The sequence below is a fragment of the Salmonella sp. SAL00653 genome, from assembly GCF_046552515.1.
GTDB lineage: Bacteria > Pseudomonadota > Gammaproteobacteria > Enterobacterales > Enterobacteriaceae > Salmonella > Salmonella enterica.
Map to the genome: position 1 here is coordinate 291,238 of NZ_JBGDTY010000003.1, position 21,274 is coordinate 312,511.

Annotated in this window: 23 protein-coding genes, 3 tRNA genes and 2 pseudogenes; 22 read left to right on the forward strand and 6 right to left on the reverse strand. The window is 50.1% G+C overall.

Translation table 11 applies throughout. From position 1 onward, the window contains the following. Nucleotides 1-39: 39 nt before the first annotated feature. From fliB to sdiA, 8 genes are all read left to right on the forward strand, one after another. Nucleotides 40-1,245, forward strand: coding sequence for a flagellin lysine-N-methylase (gene fliB / locus ACLJRU_RS06105; protein ID WP_001540275.1), 1,206 nt, complete (start codon nucleotides 40-42; stop codon nucleotides 1,243-1,245). Nucleotides 1,246-1,441: 196 nt separating this feature from the next. After that, entirely contained in the window at nucleotides 1,442-2,161 is a 720-nt protein-coding gene (locus ACLJRU_RS06110; RefSeq protein ID WP_001087453.1) for an RNA polymerase sigma factor FliA, read from the forward strand. 58 nt (nucleotides 2,162-2,219) lie between these two features. Then, on the forward strand, nucleotides 2,220-2,771 hold the full coding sequence (fliZ, locus tag ACLJRU_RS06115) for a flagella biosynthesis regulatory protein FliZ (RefSeq protein WP_000218080.1): 552 nt from the start codon (nucleotides 2,220-2,222) through the stop codon (nucleotides 2,769-2,771). A 146-nt stretch (nucleotides 2,772-2,917) separates the two neighbouring features. Then, nucleotides 2,918-3,718 (forward strand): cystine ABC transporter substrate-binding protein, encoded by an 801-nt coding sequence (tcyJ, locus tag ACLJRU_RS06120; protein WP_000761637.1) that lies wholly within the window; start codon nucleotides 2,918-2,920, stop codon nucleotides 3,716-3,718. Between the two features lie 153 nt (nucleotides 3,719-3,871). Further along, nucleotides 3,872-4,858, forward strand: coding sequence for a D-cysteine desulfhydrase (dcyD, locus tag ACLJRU_RS06125; RefSeq protein WP_001540272.1), 987 nt, complete (start codon nucleotides 3,872-3,874; stop codon nucleotides 4,856-4,858). 20 nt (nucleotides 4,859-4,878) lie between these two features. Continuing rightward, on the forward strand, nucleotides 4,879-5,547 hold the full coding sequence (tcyL, locus tag ACLJRU_RS06130; protein WP_023235024.1) for a cystine ABC transporter permease: 669 nt from the start codon (nucleotides 4,879-4,881) through the stop codon (nucleotides 5,545-5,547). Next, entirely contained in the window at nucleotides 5,544-6,296 is a 753-nt protein-coding gene (gene tcyN, locus ACLJRU_RS06135; protein ID WP_001273033.1) for an L-cystine ABC transporter ATP-binding protein TcyN, read from the forward strand. The genes tcyL and tcyN overlap by 4 nt, the downstream gene beginning before the upstream one ends. Before the next feature lie 232 nt (nucleotides 6,297-6,528). After that, on the forward strand, nucleotides 6,529-7,251 hold the full coding sequence (gene sdiA / locus ACLJRU_RS06140; RefSeq protein ID WP_001157164.1) for a transcriptional regulator SdiA: 723 nt from the start codon (nucleotides 6,529-6,531) through the stop codon (nucleotides 7,249-7,251). Between the two features lie 66 nt (nucleotides 7,252-7,317). Here sdiA and ACLJRU_RS06145 read toward each other — a convergent pair whose 3' ends face one another. Continuing rightward, nucleotides 7,318-7,542: a DUF2594 family protein gene (locus tag ACLJRU_RS06145; protein ID WP_000106483.1), complete on the reverse strand. Its 225-nt coding sequence runs from the start codon at nucleotides 7,540-7,542 to the stop codon at nucleotides 7,318-7,320. After that, the gene (locus tag ACLJRU_RS06150) at nucleotides 7,539-7,694 is read right to left on the reverse strand and encodes a hypothetical protein (protein ID WP_000546183.1); all 156 of its coding nucleotides are present in this window, start codon (nucleotides 7,692-7,694) and stop codon (nucleotides 7,539-7,541) included. Before ACLJRU_RS06150 ends, ACLJRU_RS06145 begins: the two co-directional genes overlap by 4 nt. Before the next feature lie 311 nt (nucleotides 7,695-8,005). Here ACLJRU_RS06150 and uvrY point away from each other — a divergent pair, with 311 nt between their 5' ends. The 10 genes and pseudogenes from uvrY (at nucleotide 8,006) to ACLJRU_RS06200 (ending at nucleotide 15,225) form a co-directional block, all read left to right on the forward strand. Then, nucleotides 8,006-8,662, forward strand: a complete 657-nt coding sequence (gene uvrY, locus ACLJRU_RS06155) for a UvrY/SirA/GacA family response regulator transcription factor (RefSeq protein WP_000611323.1) — start codon at nucleotides 8,006-8,008, stop codon at nucleotides 8,660-8,662. Next, nucleotides 8,659-10,491, forward strand: a complete 1,833-nt coding sequence (gene uvrC, locus ACLJRU_RS06160) for an excinuclease ABC subunit UvrC (RefSeq protein WP_023235022.1) — start codon at nucleotides 8,659-8,661, stop codon at nucleotides 10,489-10,491. Before uvrY ends, uvrC begins: the two co-directional genes overlap by 4 nt. 56 nt (nucleotides 10,492-10,547) lie before the next feature. Continuing rightward, nucleotides 10,548-11,096 (forward strand): CDP-diacylglycerol--glycerol-3-phosphate 3-phosphatidyltransferase, encoded by a 549-nt coding sequence (gene pgsA, locus ACLJRU_RS06165; RefSeq protein WP_001160192.1) that lies wholly within the window; start codon nucleotides 10,548-10,550, stop codon nucleotides 11,094-11,096. Between the two features lie 151 nt (nucleotides 11,097-11,247). After that, a tRNA-Gly gene (locus ACLJRU_RS06170) sits at nucleotides 11,248-11,323 on the forward strand. 52 nt (nucleotides 11,324-11,375) lie between these two features. Next, nucleotides 11,376-11,449: transfer RNA gene (locus ACLJRU_RS06175), tRNA-Cys, on the forward strand. 11 nt (nucleotides 11,450-11,460) lie between these two features. Further along, nucleotides 11,461-11,547: transfer RNA gene (locus tag ACLJRU_RS06180), tRNA-Leu, on the forward strand. Between the two features lie 250 nt (nucleotides 11,548-11,797). Further along, the gene (locus tag ACLJRU_RS06185) at nucleotides 11,798-12,130 is read left to right on the forward strand and encodes a hypothetical protein (RefSeq protein ID WP_001540267.1); all 333 of its coding nucleotides are present in this window, start codon (nucleotides 11,798-11,800) and stop codon (nucleotides 12,128-12,130) included. Between the two features lie 213 nt (nucleotides 12,131-12,343). Continuing rightward, the gene (locus ACLJRU_RS06190) at nucleotides 12,344-13,783 is read left to right on the forward strand and encodes an SH3 domain-containing C40 family peptidase (protein ID WP_001540265.1); all 1,440 of its coding nucleotides are present in this window, start codon (nucleotides 12,344-12,346) and stop codon (nucleotides 13,781-13,783) included. A 212-nt stretch (nucleotides 13,784-13,995) separates the two neighbouring features. Beyond that, nucleotides 13,996-14,321: pseudogene (locus tag ACLJRU_RS06195) on the forward strand (glucose-6-phosphate dehydrogenase). Nucleotides 14,322-14,559: 238 nt separating this feature from the next. Then, the gene (locus ACLJRU_RS06200) at nucleotides 14,560-15,225 is read left to right on the forward strand and encodes a YecA family protein (protein ID WP_000781521.1); all 666 of its coding nucleotides are present in this window, start codon (nucleotides 14,560-14,562) and stop codon (nucleotides 15,223-15,225) included. Between the two features lie 74 nt (nucleotides 15,226-15,299). Here the strand turns inward: ACLJRU_RS06200 and tyrP are convergent, their stop codons facing one another. After that, entirely contained in the window at nucleotides 15,300-16,511 is a 1,212-nt protein-coding gene (gene tyrP / locus ACLJRU_RS06205; protein WP_011264317.1) for a tyrosine transporter TyrP, read from the reverse strand. Between the two features lie 226 nt (nucleotides 16,512-16,737). On the opposite strand from tyrP, the gene ACLJRU_RS06210 reads away from it, so the two are divergent. Next, on the forward strand, nucleotides 16,738-16,977 hold the full coding sequence (locus ACLJRU_RS06210) for a YecH family metal-binding protein (protein WP_000377238.1): 240 nt from the start codon (nucleotides 16,738-16,740) through the stop codon (nucleotides 16,975-16,977). Between the two features lie 45 nt (nucleotides 16,978-17,022). On the opposite strand, the gene ftnA is transcribed toward ACLJRU_RS06210, so the two are convergent. Further along, nucleotides 17,023-17,520, reverse strand: a complete 498-nt coding sequence (ftnA, locus tag ACLJRU_RS06215; RefSeq protein ID WP_000920619.1) for a non-heme ferritin — start codon at nucleotides 17,518-17,520, stop codon at nucleotides 17,023-17,025. Nucleotides 17,521-17,759: 239 nt separating this feature from the next. Then, nucleotides 17,760-18,095 (reverse strand): YecR-like lipofamily protein, encoded by a 336-nt coding sequence (locus tag ACLJRU_RS06220; RefSeq protein ID WP_000803229.1) that lies wholly within the window; start codon nucleotides 18,093-18,095, stop codon nucleotides 17,760-17,762. Between the two features lie 255 nt (nucleotides 18,096-18,350). Between ACLJRU_RS06220 and ACLJRU_RS06225 the strand changes: the two genes are divergently transcribed. Next, nucleotides 18,351-18,989, forward strand: a complete 639-nt coding sequence (locus tag ACLJRU_RS06225; protein WP_000684809.1) for an RpiB/LacA/LacB family sugar-phosphate isomerase — start codon at nucleotides 18,351-18,353, stop codon at nucleotides 18,987-18,989. A gap of 178 nt (nucleotides 18,990-19,167) precedes the next feature. Here the strand turns inward: ACLJRU_RS06225 and ACLJRU_RS06230 are convergent, their stop codons facing one another. Further along, complete coding sequence (locus tag ACLJRU_RS06230) at nucleotides 19,168-19,671, reverse strand: non-heme ferritin-like protein (RefSeq protein ID WP_000741707.1); 504 nt, start codon at nucleotides 19,669-19,671, stop codon at nucleotides 19,168-19,170. 550 nt (nucleotides 19,672-20,221) lie between these two features. Between ACLJRU_RS06230 and ACLJRU_RS06235 the strand changes: the two genes are divergently transcribed. Together ACLJRU_RS06235 and araH are read left to right on the forward strand one after the other, a co-directional pair. Beyond that, on the forward strand, nucleotides 20,222-20,779 hold the full coding sequence (locus ACLJRU_RS06235; protein WP_000754804.1) for a DJ-1/PfpI family protein: 558 nt from the start codon (nucleotides 20,222-20,224) through the stop codon (nucleotides 20,777-20,779). A 111-nt stretch (nucleotides 20,780-20,890) separates the two neighbouring features. Beyond that, nucleotides 20,891-21,072 (forward strand): annotated as a pseudogene (gene araH, locus ACLJRU_RS06240) (L-arabinose ABC transporter permease AraH); the annotation flags it as partial. Nucleotides 21,073-21,274 lie beyond the last annotated feature (202 nt).

Below are 21,274 nucleotides of genomic sequence, written 5' to 3' on the forward strand. Positions count from 1 at the left end.
GCAGCGAAAGCTGCCTTTTTTAATTCCGGAGCCTGTGTAATGAAAGAAATCACCGTCACTGAACCTGCCTTTGTCACCCACTTTTCCTGTTCTGGCTCGGCCTGCCGCGATCACTGTTGTAAGGGCTGGAAAATCACGCTGGATAAGACGACGGTCAAAAAGTATCTCGCCAGTAAAGACACGGCGATTCGTACCATCGCGCAAGACCATATTATCCTGCTGAAAAAGAACAACAGCCACTGGGGGGAAATTAAGCTGCCTTCGGCGCTGGGGAATTGCCCTTATCTGGATGAGGACCGTCTGTGCCGGGTGCAAAAAACGTTAGGCGCAAAGGCATTAAGTCATACCTGTTCCTCTTTCCCGCGGGCGCATCATACCTATAAAAATGAGGTGCGTAACTCTCTGAGTCTTGCCTGCCCGGAGGTGACGTCCCGCATTTTAAACGATCCTGACGCAATGGCACTCAGCGAAAAAACAATCATTCAGCAGACATTCAATACTGCGCCGTTATTCCCAGCGCAGCAAAAGTTACTCAATCTGTTTTGCCTGAGTCTGATCAACCATGCCAACAGCAGTACGGAAGCCGCGCTCTATGCGTTGATTAAATTCGTCATGTATGCACAGAAATTTGCCAAAATTGATGATGCCGCGCTGGGCGAACTGGAACAGGTGTATGCCGCGTTACTTGAACAGTTGCAGACCGGCGTGCTGGCGCAGGAGTTAATGAATATCGCGCCGGATAGCAAGGTAAAAACCTCGCTGGTATTGCAGATGCAGGACTATTTCCGCTCGCTCCCGCTTAATCGTGGCAGTGTTATCCTCGATCACTACATCCAGTGTCTTCTGCGGGTGCTGACGGCGGAAGAGGGCGTTTCAATGGAGCAGAAGGTTAGCGATATTGAGTCCTCATTAGCGCGCTGTTTACAGGCGGATGAGCAGCAGAAGAACTGGGCCTTCAGAAATTTGATTCTCTATAAAATTTGGGAAAATAATTTCCCCAACCAGCCGAATGTCGACCCGTTACGCGCGCTGTATATTATCGTGGCGGAATATGCCTTTATTAAGCTATTAACGGCAGCCAGCGTGCATGAGCGCGGGCGGCTTGAGTGGGATGACGTTACCAATATTGTGTATAGCTTTCACTCCCGCAGCCAGCATAACAGCGAGGTGGCGAAGAATTTTCATCGCCATATAGAAACGGTGCGTACTGGCGACGATCTGTCGATGATTCATCTTCTGACATAGTTTTGTTCGGGGGGGGCTTTTGCGCATCCCGTTTATCCTATCTGGCTGATTTTATTCTGCTCTTTGAGCCGCTAAAAAGGCGCTACAGGTTACATAAGTGAAATAACCCTTCTTTTATAGCCTTATTCCTTCGATAGAACCCTCTGTAGAAACGGATAATCATGCCGATAACTCATTTAACGCAGGGCTGTTTATCGTGAATTCACTGTATACCGCTGAAGGTGTAATGGATAAACACTCGCTGTGGCAGCGTTATGTACCGCTGGTGCGTCACGAAGCATTGCGCCTGCAGGTGCGATTGCCGGCGAGCGTGGAACTGGACGATCTGCTACAAGCGGGCGGCATCGGGTTATTAAATGCGGTCGACCGATATGACGCTTTGCAAGGAACGGCATTTACCACTTACGCAGTGCAGCGTATTCGTGGGGCGATGCTGGATGAATTACGCAGCCGCGATTGGGTGCCGCGTAGCGTCCGGCGTAATGCCCGCGAAGTGGCGCAGGCGATGGGACAACTGGAGCAGGAACTGGGGCGTAATGCGACGGAAACCGAAGTGGCGGAACGTCTTGGCATCCCTGTTGCGGAGTATCGTCAGATGTTGCTCGATACCAACAACAGCCAACTTTTCTCTTACGATGAGTGGCGGGAAGAGCATGGCGATAGCATCGAACTGGTGACTGAAGAACATCAACAGGAAAACCCGTTACATCAACTGCTGGAGGGCGACCTGCGACAGCGGGTAATGGACGCGATTGAATCGCTGCCGGAACGCGAGCAACTGGTGTTAACGCTGTATTACCAGGAAGAGCTCAACCTCAAAGAGATTGGCGCGGTACTGGAAGTTGGCGAATCGCGGGTCAGCCAGTTGCATAGTCAGGCCATCAAACGATTACGCACCAAACTGGGTAAGTTATAGGTCGCGCATGGTCGCACCCGAAAAGTGCCGCACAACGTATAGACTACCAGGAGTTCTCATGACGGTGCAGCAACCTAAAAGGCGGCCCTTGAGCCGCTATCTTAAAGACTTTAAACACAGCCAGACGCATTGCGCGCATTGTCACAAACTGCTCGACCGCATTACGCTGGTTCGCCGTGGCAAGATCGTTAATAAAATCGCTATTTCACAGCTGGATATGCTACTTGACGACGCTGCCTGGCAGCGGGAGCAGAAGGAGTGGGTGGCGCTGTGTCGCTTTTGCGGCGATTTGCACTGCAAAAAGCAGAGTGATTTTTTCGATATTATCGGTTTCAAGCAGTATTTGTTTGAACAAACCGAGATGAGCCATGGCACGGTGCGGGAATATGTCGTGCGTTTACGGCGTCTTGGCAATTACCTCAGCGAGCAAAACATTTCCCACGATCTGCTTCAGGACGGTTTTCTCGATGAAAGCCTGGCGCCATGGTTGCCGGAAACCAGCACCAATAATTACCGTATCGCACTGCGTAAATACCAGCAATATAAAGCGCATCAGCAGATTGCGCCCAGACAGAAATCCCCCTTTACCGCCAGTTCTGATATATATTAAAAAAGCATAAGATGTAGCAGAGTCGTGTTGGTGAAACGTGGCAAACCTTCTACATTAGGCTGAGTCCCCCAAAGGTTCGCGAGACGTGACGATGCGCCATGGCGGGACACAGTCTATGGTCATTAACGGCAATATTCGGGGTTACTATGAAATTAGCACTGCTGGGACGTCAGGCACTGATGGGAGTAATGGCTGTAGCGCTGGTGGCGGGAATGAGCGCGAAGAGCTTTGCCGATGAGGGTTTGCTGAACAAAGTTAAAGAACGCGGCACGCTGCTGGTAGGGCTGGAAGGTACCTATCCGCCGTTTAGCTTTCAGGGCGAAGACGGCAAATTAACCGGTTTTGAAGTCGATTTCGCCGAGGCGTTGGCAAAACATCTGGGCGTTAAAGCGTCGTTGAAGCCGACCAAATGGGACGGAATGCTGGCGTCACTGGACTCTAAACGCATTGATGTGGTGATAAACCAGGTCACGATTTCAGACGTCCGCAAGAAAAAATATGATTTCTCTACGCCTTATACTGTCTCCGGCGTTCAGGCGCTGGTGAAAAAAGGCAATGAAGGCACGATCAAAACGGCGGCCGATCTGCAGGGCAAAAAAGTCGGCGTTGGGCTGGGGACTAACTATGAAGAGTGGCTACGTCAACATGTGCAGGGCGTGGATATCCGTACCTATGACGATGATCCTACAAAATACCAGGATCTGCGCGTAGGCCGTATTGACGCGATTTTAGTCGATCGTCTGGCGGCGCTGGATCTGGTGAAAAAAACCAAAGGTACGCTGGCCGTCACCGGTGATGCGTTTTCGCGTCAGGAGTCCGGCGTTGCGTTACGTAAAGGCAACGAAGACTTGCTGAAAGCGGTAGATAATGCCATTGCGGAAATGCAAAAAGATGGCACCTTAAAAGCGCTCTCTGAAAAATGGTTTGGCGCTGACGTGACCCAATAATGCTCTACGTTGCCCGGCAGGCAGTGCGCCGCCGGGCAATATCAACCTCATACTATGTCAGCAAACGGAGGCGCGTGAATCGGCGCCTTTTTTATTTCCGTTAGATCAACGTGCATAATAAAAAGAACACACCACAACGTTACCGGAGGCTCAATGCCACTACATCACTTAACGCGCTTTCCTCGCCTGGAGCTTATTGGCGCGCCGACCCCGCTCGAATACCTGCCGCGATTGTCTGATTATCTTGGCCGTGAGATTTACATTAAGCGCGATGACGTTACGCCCATTGCAATGGGCGGCAATAAACTGCGTAAGCTGGAGTTTCTGGTGGCCGACGCGCTGCGAGAAGGGGCGGATACGCTGATAACCGCAGGGGCGATTCAGTCGAACCATGTCCGTCAGACGGCGGCAGTCGCGGCCAAATTGGGGCTGCATTGCGTCGCCTTGCTGGAAAATCCAATCGGTACCACTGCGGAAAATTACCTGACGAATGGTAATCGCCTGTTACTGGATTTATTTAATACACAAATTGAGATGTGCGATGCGCTGACCGATCCGGATGCGCAGCTGCAAACGCTGGCGACGCGCATTGAAGCGCAAGGGTTCAGGCCCTATGTGATCCCGGTCGGCGGCTCCAGCGCGCTGGGCGCAATGGGATACGTAGAGAGCGCCCTGGAAATCGCCCAGCAGTGTGCAGAGGTCGTCGGGCTCTCTTCGGTGGTGGTGGCCTCCGGCAGCGCCGGAACGCACGCCGGGTTAGCTGTCGGGCTGGAACATCTGATGCCGGATGTCGAACTGATTGGCGTGACTGTTTCACGTTCTGTCGCCGAGCAGAAACCCAGAGTGATTTCCTTGCAGCAGGCTATTGCCGGTCAGCTGGCGCTGACGGCGACGGCGGATATTCATTTATGGGATGACTATTTTGCCCCGGGTTACGGCGTGCCAAATGACGCGGGGATGGAGGCGGTGAAACTGCTGGCGAGCCTGGAGGGGGTGTTGCTGGATCCGGTATATACCGGCAAAGCGATGGCGGGTCTGATAGACGGCATCAGCCAGAAACGCTTTAACGATGACGGGCCGATTCTCTTTATTCACACCGGTGGGGCGCCTGCGCTGTTTGCCTACCATCCTCATGTATAACCTCCAGGTAATCAACGCGAATGCAAGAAAGTATCCAACTGGTTATTGAATCGCTGCCGTATTTGCTTAAAGGCGCCGTCTTTACCCTGCAACTGAGTATTGGCGGTATGTTTTTTGGTCTGCTGCTGGGATTTGTGCTGGCGCTGATGCGGATGTCTCCGCTATGGCCGGTTCGCTGGCTGGCGCGCTTTTATATCTCGATTTTTCGCGGTACGCCGCTTATCGCCCAGTTATTTATGATCTATTACGGCCTGCCGCAATTTGGTATTGAGCTGGACCCTATCCCGGCGGCGATGATTGGTTTATCGCTCAATACCGCGGCTTACACGTCCGAGACGCTGCGCGCGGCGATCTCGGCTATCGACAAGGGACAATGGGAAGCGGCGGCGAGCATTGGCATGACGCCGTGGCAAACGCTACGTCGCGCTATTTTGCCGCAGGCGGCTCGCGTCGCGCTTCCTCCGTTGAGCAACAGCTTTATCAGCCTGGTGAAAGATACGTCGCTCGCCGCGACGATTCAGGTGCTGGAGTTGTTCCGCCAGGCGCAGTTAATTACCTCGCGAACGCTGGAGGTGTTTACCATGTATCTGGCCGCGTCGTTAATCTACTGGGTAATGGCGACCGTCTTATCGGCACTGCAAAACTATTTTGAAAACCAGCTTAACCGCCAGGAGAGAGAGCCAAAATGAGTGCGATCGAAGTCACCAACCTGGTCAAAAAATTTCATGGTCAAACGGTGCTGCACGGTATCGACCTTGAGGTGAAGCCCGGAGAAGTCGTCGCCATTATCGGCCCGAGCGGCTCAGGGAAGACAACGTTATTACGCTGCATTAACCTGCTGGAACAACCGGAAGCGGGCACCATTAAAGTGGGCGATATTATCATCGATACCGCGCGCCCATTCAGCCAGCAAAAAGGGTTGATTCGCCAGCTACGTCAGCATGTCGGCTTTGTCTTTCAGAGTTTTAACCTGTTCCCGCATCGTACCGTGCTGGAAAATATCATTGAAGGTCCGGTGATTGTAAAGGGAGAGCCGAAAGCCGAGGCGACGGCGCTGGCGCGGGAACTGTTAGCCAAAGTCGGGTTGGCCGGTAAAGAGACCCGTTATCCGCGCCGCCTGTCGGGCGGGCAACAGCAGCGCGTGGCGATTGCGCGCGCGCTGGCGATGCGCCCGGAAGTGATTCTGTTTGATGAGCCGACGTCGGCGCTTGATCCTGAATTAGTCGGCGAGGTGCTTAATACGATTCGCCAGCTGGCGCAGGAAAAGCGCACGATGGTGATCGTTACTCACGAAATGGGCTTTGCGCGTGACGTGGCTGACCGGGCAATATTTATGGATCAGGGGCAAATCGTCGAGCAGGGGCCGGCGAAAACCTTGTTCGCCGATCCTCAGCATCCGCGTACCCGCCAGTTCCTTGAGAAATTTTTAGTGAAATAATACCTTTTCAACGCTCGCCCGAATTAGCCGCGCCTTGGGCGAGCGCAATGAATAATTATGAAGTCATTCTGCCAGATTATTAACCTTGCTCTCAGGCGGAAGCCAAAAAAGTGTAATGCCGCTCAAGTATTCTACGTTTCGTCCGATATTTCTTATATATAAACACTATTTATGTGTTAATTTAAGCTATTCATAATAATGATTATCAATATCAAAGGCGTGACCATAAAATATGCAGGAAAATGATTTCTTCACCTGGCGACGCGCAATGTTGTTACGCTTTCAGGAGATGGCGGCAGCAGAGGATTTTTATACTGAATTGCAATATCAGACACAGCGGCTGGAATTTGATTATTATGCCCTGTGTGTTCGTCATCCCGTTCCCTTTACCCGGCCTAAAATATCGCTTCGTACCACTTATCCTCCGGCGTGGGTAACGCATTATCAGTCCGAAAACTATTTTGCGATCGATCCGGTATTAAAGCCGGAAAATTTCAGGCAGGGTCATTTACATTGGGATGACGTGCTATTTCATGAAGCGCAGGCGATGTGGGATGCCGCCCAGCGTTTCGGATTACGCAGAGGCGTAACCCAGTGTGTGATGTTGCCGAACCGGGCGCTGGGCTTTTTATCTGTCTCCCGTAGCAGTTTACGCTGCTCCTCGTTTACCTACGATGAAGTGGAGCTGAGGTTGCAACTGCTGGCGCGGGAGAGTCTTTCGGCGCTGACAAGATTTGAAGACGACATGGTGATGGCGCCTGAGATGCGTTTCAGTAAACGTGAGAAAGAGATTCTGAAGTGGACGGCGGAAGGGAAGACCTCATCAGAGATCGCCATTATTCTGTCGATTTCTGAAAATACCGTTAACTTCCATCAGAAAAATATGCAGAAGAAATTCAATGCGCCAAATAAAACACAGATTGCCTGCTACGCTGCGGCGACAGGTCTGATATGACGTGCTGACGATGCTTCGCGCCAGACGCGAAACCGGCTGAAAGCGATGCTAACAGCCGGTTTTTTACTACTGGCGGTAAGCTTGTTTAATTTGCTTAACCGTACTGGAAAATACCGCCGCTTGTGCTTCATCATCCATCTGCGCGATCTGTTTTTCCATTTTAAGAATCACGCGCCCTGCATCGGCCTGGCCCATCGCCTGCAGCATCAGCGTTAACATGGCTTTCAGGCAGTTGACTTCAGTAGCCAGTTCTTGATTATTCTCAGCGGTGGAAAAATCAGGCGTACTCATTTATTTTCCTCGTTATGTTTCAGTGAAAATGTGCGATAGCAGATGTTAAGGCGGCGGAGTATACCATAAGCTACGCTAAAAATAGCAGTGGTTGTTTTTTGATCAAAAAGAGGAAGGTTTACCCACAAAATAAACGTTGCCGCGTGATGCATATATTTTCTTCATTCTTTGTTTATTACGCGTATTTCACTCGTTAATTATTGTTACAAAGTTGATTCTCTAATTAGTGTTTAGACAGCGGAACGTGAAATTTTTGTCACCATTATGAAATATCAGCCCGGGACAGCGCCGCCAGAAGGGGCTACAACGTTGGCAGTTGCCACATGACGTACAACATAATTTCCAAAAACGAGAGCAAAATCGAATACCCGGTGTTTTTTTACGTTTCAAAGTTGAGATAAAACCAGCTAATATAAGGACGATTAACTATCAGTAGCGTTATCCCTATTCTGGAGATATTCCTTTGATCAACGTTCTTCTTGTTGATGACCACGAACTGGTGCGCGCAGGGATACGACGCATTCTTGAAGATATAAAGGGCATTAAAGTTGTCGGTGAAGCGTGCTGCGGAGAGGATGCGGTAAAATGGTGCCGTACTAACGCCGTTGACGTCGTGCTGATGGATATGAACATGCCCGGTATTGGCGGCCTTGAGGCGACGCGTAAAATTGCCCGATCGACAGCGGATATCAAAGTGATCATGCTGACCGTCCATACGGAGAACCCGTTGCCCGCCAAAGTGATGCAGGCTGGCGCAGCTGGCTATCTCAGCAAAGGCGCTGCGCCTCAGGAGGTGGTGAGCGCTATTCGTTCGGTGTATTCCGGACAACGTTATATCGCCTCCGATATCGCTCAGCAGATGGCGCTCAGTCAGATCGAGCCTGCAAAAACGGAAACGCCGTTCGCCAGTTTGTCTGAACGCGAGTTGCAGATTATGCTGATGATCACCAAGGGTCAGAAGGTCAATGAGATTTCAGAACAGCTGAATCTCAGTCCTAAAACGGTGAACAGCTATCGCTATCGTATGTTCAGTAAATTAAACATTCATGGTGATGTTGAGCTGACTCACCTGGCAATCCGCCATGGCCTGTGTAATGCGGAGACGTTAACAAGCCAGTGAGTGAAATATTTGACGCAAAGGCGTTCCTGAAAACCGTTACCAGCCAACCCGGTGTCTATCGTATGTATGACGCCGGCGGTACGGTTATTTATGTCGGTAAAGCAAAAGACCTGAAAAAGCGTCTTTCCAGCTACTTTCGCAGCAACCTGGCTTCGCGTAAAACCGAAGCGCTAGTTGCGCAAATTCAACACATTGATGTCACGGTAACACATACCGAAACGGAAGCGCTGCTGCTTGAGCATAATTACATCAAGTTGTATCAACCGCGTTACAACGTGTTGTTGCGTGATGATAAATCCTATCCTTTTATTTTTCTGAGCGGCGATACCCATCCGCGTCTGGCGATGCACCGTGGCGCTAAACATGCGAAAGGCGAGTACTTCGGCCCATTTCCTAATGGCTATGCCGTGCGGGAAACGCTGGCGCTGTTACAGAAAATTTTCCCTATCCGCCAGTGCGAAAACAGCGTGTATCGCAACCGCTCGCGTCCTTGCCTGCAATACCAGATTGGCCGCTGCTTAGGCCCCTGCGTTGCAGGACTGGTCAGCGAGGAGGAGTATGCGCAACAGGTGGAGTATGTCCGGTTGTTTTTGTCCGGCAAGGACGACCAGGTCTTAACACAGCTGATTGCCCGGATGGAAAAGGCCAGCCAGGATCTGGCATTTGAAGAGGCGGCGCGTATTCGCGATCAGATCCAGGCGGTACGCCGGGTCACGGAGAGACAGTTTGTCTCCAATGCGGGCGACGATCTCGACGTGATCGGTGTGGCTTTTGATGCGGGTATGGCCTGTGTGCATGTGTTGTTTATTCGCCAGGGTAAGGTGCTGGGCAGCCGCAGCTATTTTCCAAAAGTGCCTGGCGGTACGGAACTGGGCGAAGTGGTGGAAACCTTTGTCGGGCAGTTTTACCTGCAGAGTAGCCAGATGCGCACGCTACCGGGCGAGATACTGCTCGATTTTAATCTGAGTGATAAAACGCTGCTGGCCGACTCGTTGTCGGAACTTGCCGGACGGCGTATTCATGTCCAGACAAAACCGCGTGGCGATCGCGCCCGTTATCTCAAGCTGGCGCGGACCAACGCGGCAACGGCCTTAATCACTAAACTTTCGCAGCAGTCCACCATCACGCAGCGTTTGACCGCGCTGGCGGCGGTATTAAAACTTCCTGCGATCAAGCGGATGGAATGTTTTGACATCAGCCATACCATGGGGGAGCAAACGGTCGCATCCTGTGTGGTATTTGACGCTAACGGGCCGTTACGCGCCGAGTATCGTCGTTATAATATCGCGGGCATCACGCCGGGTGATGACTACGCGGCGATGAATCAGGTGCTACGTCGGCGTTATGGCAAGGCCATAGAAGAAAGTAAGATTCCGGATGTTATTCTGATCGACGGCGGAAAAGGGCAGCTCGCCCAGGCGAAAGCCGTTTTCGCTGAGCTGGATGTCCCCTGGGATAAGCATCGTCCTTTGCTGCTTGGCGTCGCCAAAGGCGCGGACAGAAAGGCCGGTCTGGAAACACTCTTTTTTGAACCGGAAGGCGAGGGGTTTAGCCTGCCGCCGGACTCGCCGGCGCTGCATGTTATTCAGCATATTCGCGATGAGTCGCACGATCACGCGATCGGCGGGCACCGTAAAAAACGCGCGAAGGTTAAAAATACCAGTACGCTGGAAACTATTGAAGGCGTTGGGCCTAAACGTCGCCAGATGCTGCTGAAATATATGGGCGGTTTGCAAGGACTACGTAACGCCAGCGTAGAAGAAATTGCAAAAGTGCCGGGTATTTCGCAAGGTCTGGCAGAAAAGATCTTCTGGTCGTTGAAACATTGAGGCCACTGTAGCAACATAGGGGTAATTTCACTGACAACAGATAGTTACCCGTCACTATGCAATTTAATATCCCTACGTTGCTCACGCTGTTTCGCGTCATCCTGATTCCATTCTTTGTCGTGGTGTTTTATTTGCCGTTCGCCTGGGCGCCGATGGTCAGCGCGCTGATTTTCTGTATTGCCGCTATTACCGACTGGTTTGACGGCTTTCTGGCGCGACGCTGGAACCAGAGTACGCGTTTCGGCGCTTTCCTCGACCCCGTCGCCGACAAGGTGCTGGTGGCGATCGCCATGGTGCTGGTCACCGAGCATTATCATAGCTGGTGGGTGACGTTACCTGCGGCGACGATGATAGCCCGCGAAATTATTATCTCTGCTCTGCGTGAATGGATGGCGGAGCTGGGCAAACGCAGTAGTGTAGCGGTCTCCTGGATCGGTAAAGTCAAAACTACCGCGCAGATGGTGGCGCTGGCGTGGCTCTTGTGGCGTCCGAATATCTGGGTAGAGTATGCCGGGATCGCGCTTTTCTTTGTCGCAGCGGTGCTAACATTGTGGTCCATGTTGCAATATTTGAGCGCTGCACGTGGAGATTTGCTTGATCAGTGATCGTTTCGCCGCAAATTTCAGCAAACGATCGTGAGTGACGAAAAATATCGTTGACTCAGTGCGTCAGGTAAGTAGAATGCAACGCATCGAACGGCAGCACTGATTGCCAGACGATAACAAAATCAAGTGATTAACAAAGTTGCTTGATACTGCGGGAATAGCTCAGTTGGTAGAGCACGACCTTGCCAAGGTCGGGGTCGCGAGTTCGAGTCTCGTTTCCCGCTCCAGTTTAAAAGCATTGGCGTAAAGCGGATGCTGGCTGAAAAGCAAAAAAAATTTGGCGCGTTAACAAAGCGGTTATGTAGCGGATTGCAAATCCGTCTAGTCCGGTTCGACTCCGGAACGCGCCTCCAATTTTTCCCGAGCCCGGATGGTGGAATCGGTAGACACAAGGGATTTAAAATCCCTCGGCGTTCGCGCTGTGCGGGTTCAAGTCCCGCTCCGGGTACCATGGGAAAGACAAGAATAATCAAAGCAATAAGCAGTGTCGTGAAACCACCTACGGGTGGTTTTTTTGTGCCTTCAATTTGTATGCCGACCGCGAGCGTGAACTTTCCAGCGCGATACACAGTAAAAAAACACCGGTAGCGGCATTTCTGCCAGTACAGCAGTTATGTGCTACCGACCCGCAAGAACTTATGGCTGGTAAATACTAAACATCGGGTAAATCAGCCGATAAAATCCATTAATCTCTATAAAAAATGCTGATATGTTTTATGCCTGCTTTATTAAAGAGAGTAGGTCTGCCAGTGAAATATACCGATAATGCAAAATTATTTATTAGCTTCATTAATATTGGGATTGTAGGTTGCGCTTTTTTACTTTTTTTTATTTTGTATGAGCCTGAGAGTGCAATCGTAACCTACTCTCTTCCAGGAGAGCCTTCCTCTTCAACATATGATGCGCGTAATTTTATTGGCTACGTCGATGAAAACGACTTTGCAGAGTATATAAAAAAAGTAGAACTGACGCGCTACAGTATGTATTGTCTGAAAAAAACAGGGGCGGGTCAGTGGAGTATTTATGCAAATTAAACGAGTATATAACTGTTCAGGGGTATTTTCTGCACAATTTAATTAAAGGTAGATAGCGAACTAATATTCATCATAAGGTAATGTGATCCGCATCATGCTTTAATCACGTTTTGCAATATTGTCTTAATAACAGGTCAACTACAGATAATTTCGGGTTTTCGTGAATGGCGGTTTTGGTCAGTCTCTATATTATGCTTTCCCCGCTTTACGGAGATGATGATGCAAAAGAAAACCTGGGCCGTTTTATTGATACCATTGTGCCTCACCGCTTGCCACCAGACGACCAACCGATCAACAGCCAAAGATGAAATTCTCACAGGGAGCTATATTGACCCGACAAAAACACGCTTTCCGTTAGCGGATTATTCACAGTCGGTTGATAAATGGATACCTCCGGACTCGGCTGATTACACTATTCCGGTTATTGATAGTGCTACCCAACAACGCTACTTTAACGCACTAAAATCTCATTATTTCGGAATGGACAGTGAAGCGCACTCACCGTGGAATGATTTTTATATTACCGCATTGCTGAAAAAAAACGCAGCACAGGCCCGGGATGCCAGTATTAAGCAGTTTCTTAGCGACGGCAGTGCTTATTGGGGGGAAAACTTCAGACTTTATACCTCTCGCTGGAAAGAGGAGGTTAGAGGGAATACGGATACGCAGATTGACAATATCTATCATGCCTCCCGGCGAGGCATTATGGTCAGGGAAAGTTTAGTCAGAGCGCTGCCAACGGACGACCCGCTCTTTAACGATCCCCGTCAGGCGGGCGAGGGGTATCCGTTTGATAATTTACAAATGTCTTCGCTGCGTCCCGGTACGCCGGTCTATACGCTGACGAAGAGCAAAGACCAACGCTGGCAATATGTCGTTTCACCAGCGGTAACTGGCTGGGTTCATAGTGAAGATATTGCCAGTACGGATCAGAAATTTATAACACAGTGGGTTTTGCTCGCTCACAAGCAACTGGGGGCATTTATCAACGCGCCGGTTTCTGTCCATGCCGCAGGCGTCTATTATTTCACCGGGCGACCGGGCACTATTTTACCGTTCCGACATCAACGGGCGGGCCAGTTCCTGATTGCGGCGCCAGTTCGCGACAGCAATGGTCGTGCATTTATCCATTGGGTCTGGCTAAGCGGTAACGAGTTTACGGCTATGCCGTGGAAAATGACGCCGGAAAATATCGCAGTGCTAATGAAAGCAATGCACGGCGCCCCCTACGGTTGGGGAAATTTTAACTTTTATAATGATTGTTCAGCCGAAGTCCGCAGCCTGTTAATGCCGTTTGGCATATTCCTGCCCAGACATTCATCCGCGCAGGTAGAGTCTGCTGGACGGGTGGTCGATCTTAGTCATAAAAATCCCCAAATGCGGATCGATTATCTCACCAGATACGGAAAACCGTTTACTACGCTGGTCTATATTCCAGGGCATATTATGCTGTATATCGGTAACACAACCATGAATGGGCAGGTCGTGCCGATGACTTATCAGAATATCTGGGGATTGCGCCCAAACCATGCTAATAGCCGGAGCATTATCGGTGAGGCGGTATTTTTGCCGTTACTGCGTTTTTATCCTGAAAATCCTGAGCTGATATCGCTGGCTGGTAAGGTTCTGTTTAAGCTTGGTTATATAGAATAGGTTGACAAACTGTGTTATCGCGGAAGACATGATTAAGGCAACCGTGCGCGTGGATATAAAGAGAGTATCCCTGTAAACTGTGTCTGAAAAAAGTATGCGCTATAGTGCGGGCTGTTTATTTGAAATACTATCTGGAGCTGATTCTGGATGTGATTATGTGCCTCACACATTGAAGTGAGAGTTATTGTTGGCGGTATCTGGCTGGAGGCTGGGTGGTAAAAAGACGTAATTTATTGCATTTTAATAACGGTGCCCAGTCAGAGCGCGATCTTGTGGATCTGGTCACTAAAGTTTTTGAGAAAGCGGCGAAAAAAGAACCGCAACCGCTATACACATTTAGCCTGCCGTTGCTGAGTGTGCAGGATGAGATCCGTGTTTACTGTAAGAAAAAAATATCAAAATAGGGTACGATACGCTGTTTATGGAAATAACCTTTTCTGCTGACAGAGAAGCGGTAGACGAACTCATTAAACACTTTTTTACTGAAAATAAGCTCTATTTGAGAGGGCGGTTTTATCTGTCCGCGGCGGTGGTATAAGTTAGCATGAGTATAATATAGCGAGAAACCTATCTCTCGCTTTTGTGTGGGGCGAGCGCTTCCTGGCGGAAAATCTGCGCCCTGATCCTCCTTTTGTGCGTTAACTTCCGGAATCCTCCTCATTTCGTGTTAATCTGGCCCCTGATGGTTGCCATCCAAACTGCCTGCAAAAAAATTATTTTTATCCGCTGCAATGTAAGAGGCCTACAGGCGGAAGTCATCACTGAGGAAAAGCGTTATGAAAATGGAACCATTAAACGAGAACGAGCTGGAATGGCTGGATGATGTGCTGACGAAATACAATACCGATCAGGCCATTTTGGATGTCGCGGAGCTGGACGGTCTGATTACTGCGGTACTAAGTTCTCCGCGTCCCATCGAGCCGGAACAGTGGCTGGTCGCGATATGGGGGGGACCCGCGTACGTACCGCGCTGGACATCTGAAAAAGAAATGACGCGATTTATGGATCTGGTGTTCCAGCACATGGCGGACACAGCCGCCCGGCTTGAAGACTATCCAGAACAGTTCGAGCCGCTGTTTGGCCTGCGAGAAGTTGATGGCCATGAATTAACGATTGTTGAAGAATGGTGCTTTGGTTACATGCGCGGAGTGTCGCTGTCCGACTGGTCTGACTTGCCGGATACGCTAAAACCGGCGCTGGAAGCGATTGCCTTACACGGCACTGAAGAAAACTTTGCGCTGTTGGATAAAATGAGCCCGGAAGCGTTCGATAAAAGCGTTGACGCTATCCGTATCGCGGCGCTTGAGCTGCATGCCTGGTGGATGGCGCATCCGCACACGACGCCGCTACAGATGCCGATAAAAGCAGAGGTGAAAGTTGGGCGTAACGATCCTTGTCCATGCGGGAGCGGCAAAAAATTTAAGCAGTGCTGCCTGCATTAATGGCTCGTAAACGGCCATAGCGTGACGATTATCGAGCCTGGACGGCGTCCGGGCCCGGTAATCTTTGCCTGGCATTAACCTGGATCGGGCAGAAACCCCAGTGCGATCGAAAACTGGACGCCAATCACGACAATGCCGCAGATAAACACCAGCGCCAGCGCTGGCGTGCCGCCTGCCACACGATATCCCGCCTGAGGGCTCTGTTTACGGCACTGCCAGACCAGCATAGCAGGGATGAGCAGTGCCAGCACTGCCAGCGCTACGCCGGCATAGCCTAATGCCATCACAAATCCACGTGGGTAGAAAAGTGCAAACGCCAGCGGCGGCAGAAAGGTAATCAGCCCGGTTTGCAGACGTCCGGACACCGTACTGCGGCGCTGGAATAGATCGGCCAGGTAATCAAATAATCCTAGCGCTACGCCCAGAAAAGAGGTCGCCAACGCCAGATCGGCGAACAGGTGAACCGCCAGTTCGACATGTGGCGAAGCGACCACTTCTCTGAGTGCCTGCAGCAGGCCATTTAACCCGGCATGGCTGGCCAGTAGCCCTCTGAATGTCGGCGAGTCGATACTTCCCAGCGTGGCGAGCTGCCAAAAAATATAGGCCACTAACGGAATGGCGCTACCCGTCATAAAGACCCAACGCAGCCGGCGAATATTGCCGTTCATATAACTCACAATACTCGGCACGCTTCCGTGAAAACCAAACGAGGTGAAAATGACCGGTATGGCGGATAACGCCAGCCCCTGCTGTAAAGGAAGCGTAAGAAGATTTACTTTATGAATATGTGGCGTGAGCAACGCAAGCATGATGACCAGAAAAATGATCTTCGCGCTAAACAGGAAGCGGTTAAAAAGGTCGACCAGCGAGGTGCCCACACACACCACCCCACCGGCAACAAAGGTGAACAGCAGCACCCCGGCAGCGGGCGAGAGCGTGGCGCCAAGCCAGTTATTAATACTGGATGCCAGTAATTCTCCGGCTCCGGAAATGTAGGCGGCAGTGAGCGCATACATTAAGAACATCATACTGAATCCCGTAAGCCACTGTCCGTAATGTCCAAGATAGCGTTTTGCCAACGAGCCCAGCCCGGTATCCGCCGGAACGTGTTGATATACCTCCAGTAATAATAGCGCGGTATAACACATCAGCGCCCACAGGCCAATCAACAATCCCAGCGTGACGCTGAAACCAACGCCAGCCGCTGCCAGCGGCATTGCCAGCATCCCGGCGCCGATAGTGGTGCCTGCCACGATAAAAATACTGCCCAGAGTTCTGTTTTTCACGCTTTCTACCACCCCGGTAACAAAGAACGGTGATATCCGCGGCGCAGGGTAAGGCATTACGCTATTTTCGTCAAATGGTCGTTACAATAGGTGTGCTGTAAAATTTACAGTTCCGGGCGTAAAAGCGAATATGGGAGGAGGCGCGGACAACCGCCGCAAACCTGCGCTAGCGCAAAGTCGCTCGCACACGGACACATTAGGCTACGAGTTTTATTCAGGAGGGGTTATGGATTCCATTCACGGTCACGAAGTGCTCAACATGATGATTGAGTCTGGCGAGCAGTACACGCATACCTCGCTGGAGGCGGCAATAAAAGCGCGCTTTGGCGAGCGGGCACGATTTCACACCTGTTCAGCGTCAGATATGACGGCGGCGGAACTGGTCGCGTTTCTGGCGGCGAAAGGAAAGTTTATTGCCGTGGAGGACGGTTTTTCAACGCATGAGAGTAAAATCTGCCGCCATTAATACGCCACGGTGAGAGCTCGTCTCACCGTGTAAGGACGTGTTGGATTAATTTTGCGTATCCAGGGTGGAGAGTTCTTTATCAATGAAATAAAGCCCTTCGCCGCTTTTTCCCGCCAGCGTTAATTTATCAATAATAGATTTGAACAGTTTTTCTTCTTCATGCTGTTCTGCCACATACCACTGCAAGAAATTAAATGTCGGATAATCCTGGCTGGTCATTGCGGCATGAGCCAGTTCATTAATTTTTTGCGTAATAAGCTGCTCATGCTCATAGGTCGCGCGGAACAGTTCATCCAGTGAGGTGTACTCAGCGAAGGGCGAAGAAACGGTATTAATGCGCGGCAGGCTTCCGGTATCGGTAAGGTAGTCAAACAGGCGCTGCATATGCGTCATCTCTTCTTGCGCATGGCGACGAAGAAATGCGGCTGCGCCTTCAAAACTATGATAGCTACACCACGCGCTCATTTGTTGATAGAGCAGGGAGGAGTACAACTCCAGATTCATTTGCTCATTCAGTTTGTCGATCATTTCTGTTTTCAGCATGGTTCCGCTCCACAAATAGCAAAAGATATACAGTAATGTGGCGCCACTATAATTTGTTATTTTATTATTTGCAAAAGGTAAAATATTAAATTTAATTATTAAAAATACGAATGGGAATAAAACGCATTAACGCCAGTGTATAGGGTATAAAAATAAAGGAAAGCCAGCATCTTCATGCTGGCAATAGCGACCCTGCACTCTCCTCCATTGTACATGGTGTCGGCGTTAAGCCAGCCGCCTTAATAATAAAGCGGCATAATTTGCGGGACGGCAACGCCCCGGCACTGCCAGGAGAGGGTAAATCGGGTGTTCAGACACAACGAGCCCGCATAAATGCTACAGGTTCCTACCGGCTGACCAAACGAAACGGCATCGGCATAGCCCATCTGCTGGCATTCGCGTGTTGCGGTCCCGTGAGATACATAGTCATCTGTCCGTGAAGTAAAAAATAGCGGCTGGTTATACGTCAGGCGCACGATGCCGCTTATCGGGCTGGCTTCGCTGACCTGCGCTTGTCGAGTAATGGTGCATCCCGTCAGGGCTAGCAGTGAAAGAGTAAAAATAAGAGGCTTCATAAAATCGCTCCGACAATTCGGTATCAGACCATGCTACCTCGTGTCTTGCACCGTCAATGGCTGGAATAACTTACGGATTCGCCTTGATTAAAGGTAACGGTAGGAGGTTTACAGCGGGAACAGAAAATGTGTGAGCGTCTCTTCACTTAATGAAACTTAGTTTCATTAAATTTGAATTGGTGTTCTTAAGTGTGTAGTGTGGGCAAAACGTCATGATTTACGCAGACGCGACCGTCTGCATTCAGGAGGAACACGATGAAAATTGCACTGATGATGGAAAATAGCCAGGCCAGCAAAAATGCCATCATTTATAACGAACTTAGCGCCGTCGCCAATGAAAAGGGATTTCCCGTTTTTAACGTCGGCATGTGCGACGAAAATGACCATCACCTGACGTACATTCATTTAGGCATCATGGCGAGTATTTTGCTTAATGCAAACGCGGTTGATTTTGTGGTTACTGGCTGTGGCACCGGGCAGGGCGCGCTGATGTCGTTAAATATTCATCCAGGTGTCATTTGTGGCTATTGCATCGATCCGGCAGATGCTTTTCTGTTTGCGCAGATCAACAACGGCAATGCGTTGTCCCTGCCATTTGCGAAAGGCTTTGGCTGGGGCGCTGAGCTGAACGTGCGTTTCATCTTTGAAAAAACGTTTACCGGGCGTAAAGGCGAGGGGTATCCGCCTGAGCGCAAAGCGCCGCAGGTACGCAATGCGGGCATTTTGAACCAGGTTAAGGCCGCGGTCGTCAAAGAGAATTATCTGGATACACTACGGGCTATCGATCCTGAACTGGTTAAAACGGCGGTTTCAGGGCCGCGTTTCCAGCAATGTTTGTTTGAAAACGGCCAGAATAAAGAAATAGAAGCGTTTGTACGTGAAATGCTGGGGTAATGCCTGGACAAGACAGAGACGTTTCGCGCCTGTCGGCTGGCATGATGTGCCGATTATACGCCAGCAGCGACAGGCGCCACCTCTGGCAAACAGACCAGAAACGGTGTAGGCCGGATAAGCTGCTTCGCGTTGCTATCCGGCTAATAACGTCTCAATATTGTCGCTCGGGGAGCCGCTATCAGTGATGCTGATAGGTCACGACGTTAAGGAGATGCTGATCGGTTTGCGCCAGGCATAACCCTGCTCGTTTAGCGCTGCGAACTTCTTCGAGAATAGTTTGTAAAAGTACGCCATCCTGCTGCTGCTCTTTTTCCAGGGTATGGAGAAAATCGAGCGTTGAGGCATCATTCAGCGCTTTCGCTTCATCTGCCAGACGCGACAGCGTGCTGGCGCGTTGCTGATAATCCTCCAGGGTTTTCTGGAACAATTCTTCCAGAGAGCAGAGCTCTTCACCCGGAACGTCAATGGCTTTAACGATAGGGGTGGCGCCGGCGTTTTTCATAAAATTAAACATGCGCATCATTTGCGTCACGTTGCCTTGCGCCTGGGTACGAAGAAAGGTGGCGGTGCCTGTTAAACTGTGTTCAGAACACCATTCGCTTAGATGGAGGTAAAGATTTGATGCGTAAAACTCAAGGTTCATTGGCGTGTTGAGCTTTTGAACCATTCCTACAGCTGCCATAACAATATCCTTATTTCCAGAAAGTGTTGATGTGCATGACAGACGAGAATGCAACGGATCGTTGTCACATTCTTACCTCTATGCACAATAAATACTCTTAGCAGAAGAACTCCGTTCCGCCAGTCCCTTATGCGATCTCATTTCCTGTTTATCGATCGGTAATGAGAATAGCGCGTCAATGAAAATAAGAAAATCCTTAAATGCAATTGTTTATCTTTTTTTACATTTTCAGCGGTGTGATTTTTTTAGGTGTAATGATTTTGAGTGCGGATCAGTTACAACCATTTGAAAGTTAAATGATATTATATGGTTTTCTGATTTATGAAACATTGTTTCAGATCATGAGGTAAGCCTTTCAAGTATGGTAATTTCAATAAAATAAACATTAGTCAGTCTGGATATCACACGCATAAACGGTTGAGAGCAAATATGCCTGTTTTTATAAACTAGCCGATTTTGCGGTAGATCATTTTTAATGTCATTAATCATACGAGCACGTTATTCGGTTAAGCGCAGTTTTGATGGGTGACTCGTTAACAAGGAGCAGTCAATGAAAAAGGTCGCGGTGCTGCTGGCGCCAGGATTTGAAGAAGTAGAGGCCATTGTTACTCTTGATATTCTGCGACGTTTGCATATCGACGTCGAAACGCTGGCGTGTGCTGAATCACGGGCGGTGGTGAGTTACCATGATATTCCTATGGTTGCGGACAGCACGCTGAGTGAACGCCAGCAGGCGCTTTTCGATGCGGTAGTGCTGCCGGGCGGTCCGCAGGGGAGCGCTAATCTGGCGGCTAATCCGGCGGTGATCGCTTTCGTTGCGCGTCATGATGCGGCAGGCAAATTAATTTGTCCTATCTGTTCCGCGGCGGCAAGGGTGCTGGGTGCTCACGGATTGCTGAAGGGGCGTCGTTATGTCTGTTCCGGCGACCTGTGGAAAGCGGTTCCGGAAGGTGTCTATGTGGATGCGCCCGTGGTTGAAGATGGTAATTTAATTAGCGGCAAAGGCTTGGGTCATGTCTTTGATTTCGCGCTAACCCTTTCCGCCAGACTGCTGGGAGACGATGCGCCGGTTCGCGAACAGGCTGAACATATCTATTATCCCTGGTAATCATTATTCACCCAGGGCCGTAAGGATTAGCTGGCTGATGTTATGGATTAATGTGCTGGCTTTCCTGCCTTTTGGCTGATGAATTCGCTCTGGGTTATGTCATGGTGGCTAATGACTTCCCTGGGTTATGAGTTAATCGTTATTTCTGCGTGTGTCTTAGGGGGGGATTCCTGAGAGGCGGCCTCGGAAAAGTCTCATATGTGGTGGCGAGCGTACTGATATCAGGAACGGTGGAGAACGCGATGAACCTGCTCAACATTTCACCTTTTGCACAGTACGTGGTTCGCGGCTGAATCCTTCTGGCAGCAGTTATCTTCGACCATTATAAGCAAAAAGCGAAGCGTACGATTTGATGAATTAACACTCAACTAAACAGTATAGCTTCACGTCATCGCCAGCCGCTACCCCGGCTGGCGATGGTCTTTCTAAATGGCGAGCAGCGTCACACTGTCTATACTTACATGACTAATGAGACCGTTTGTGAGTCTCAATATG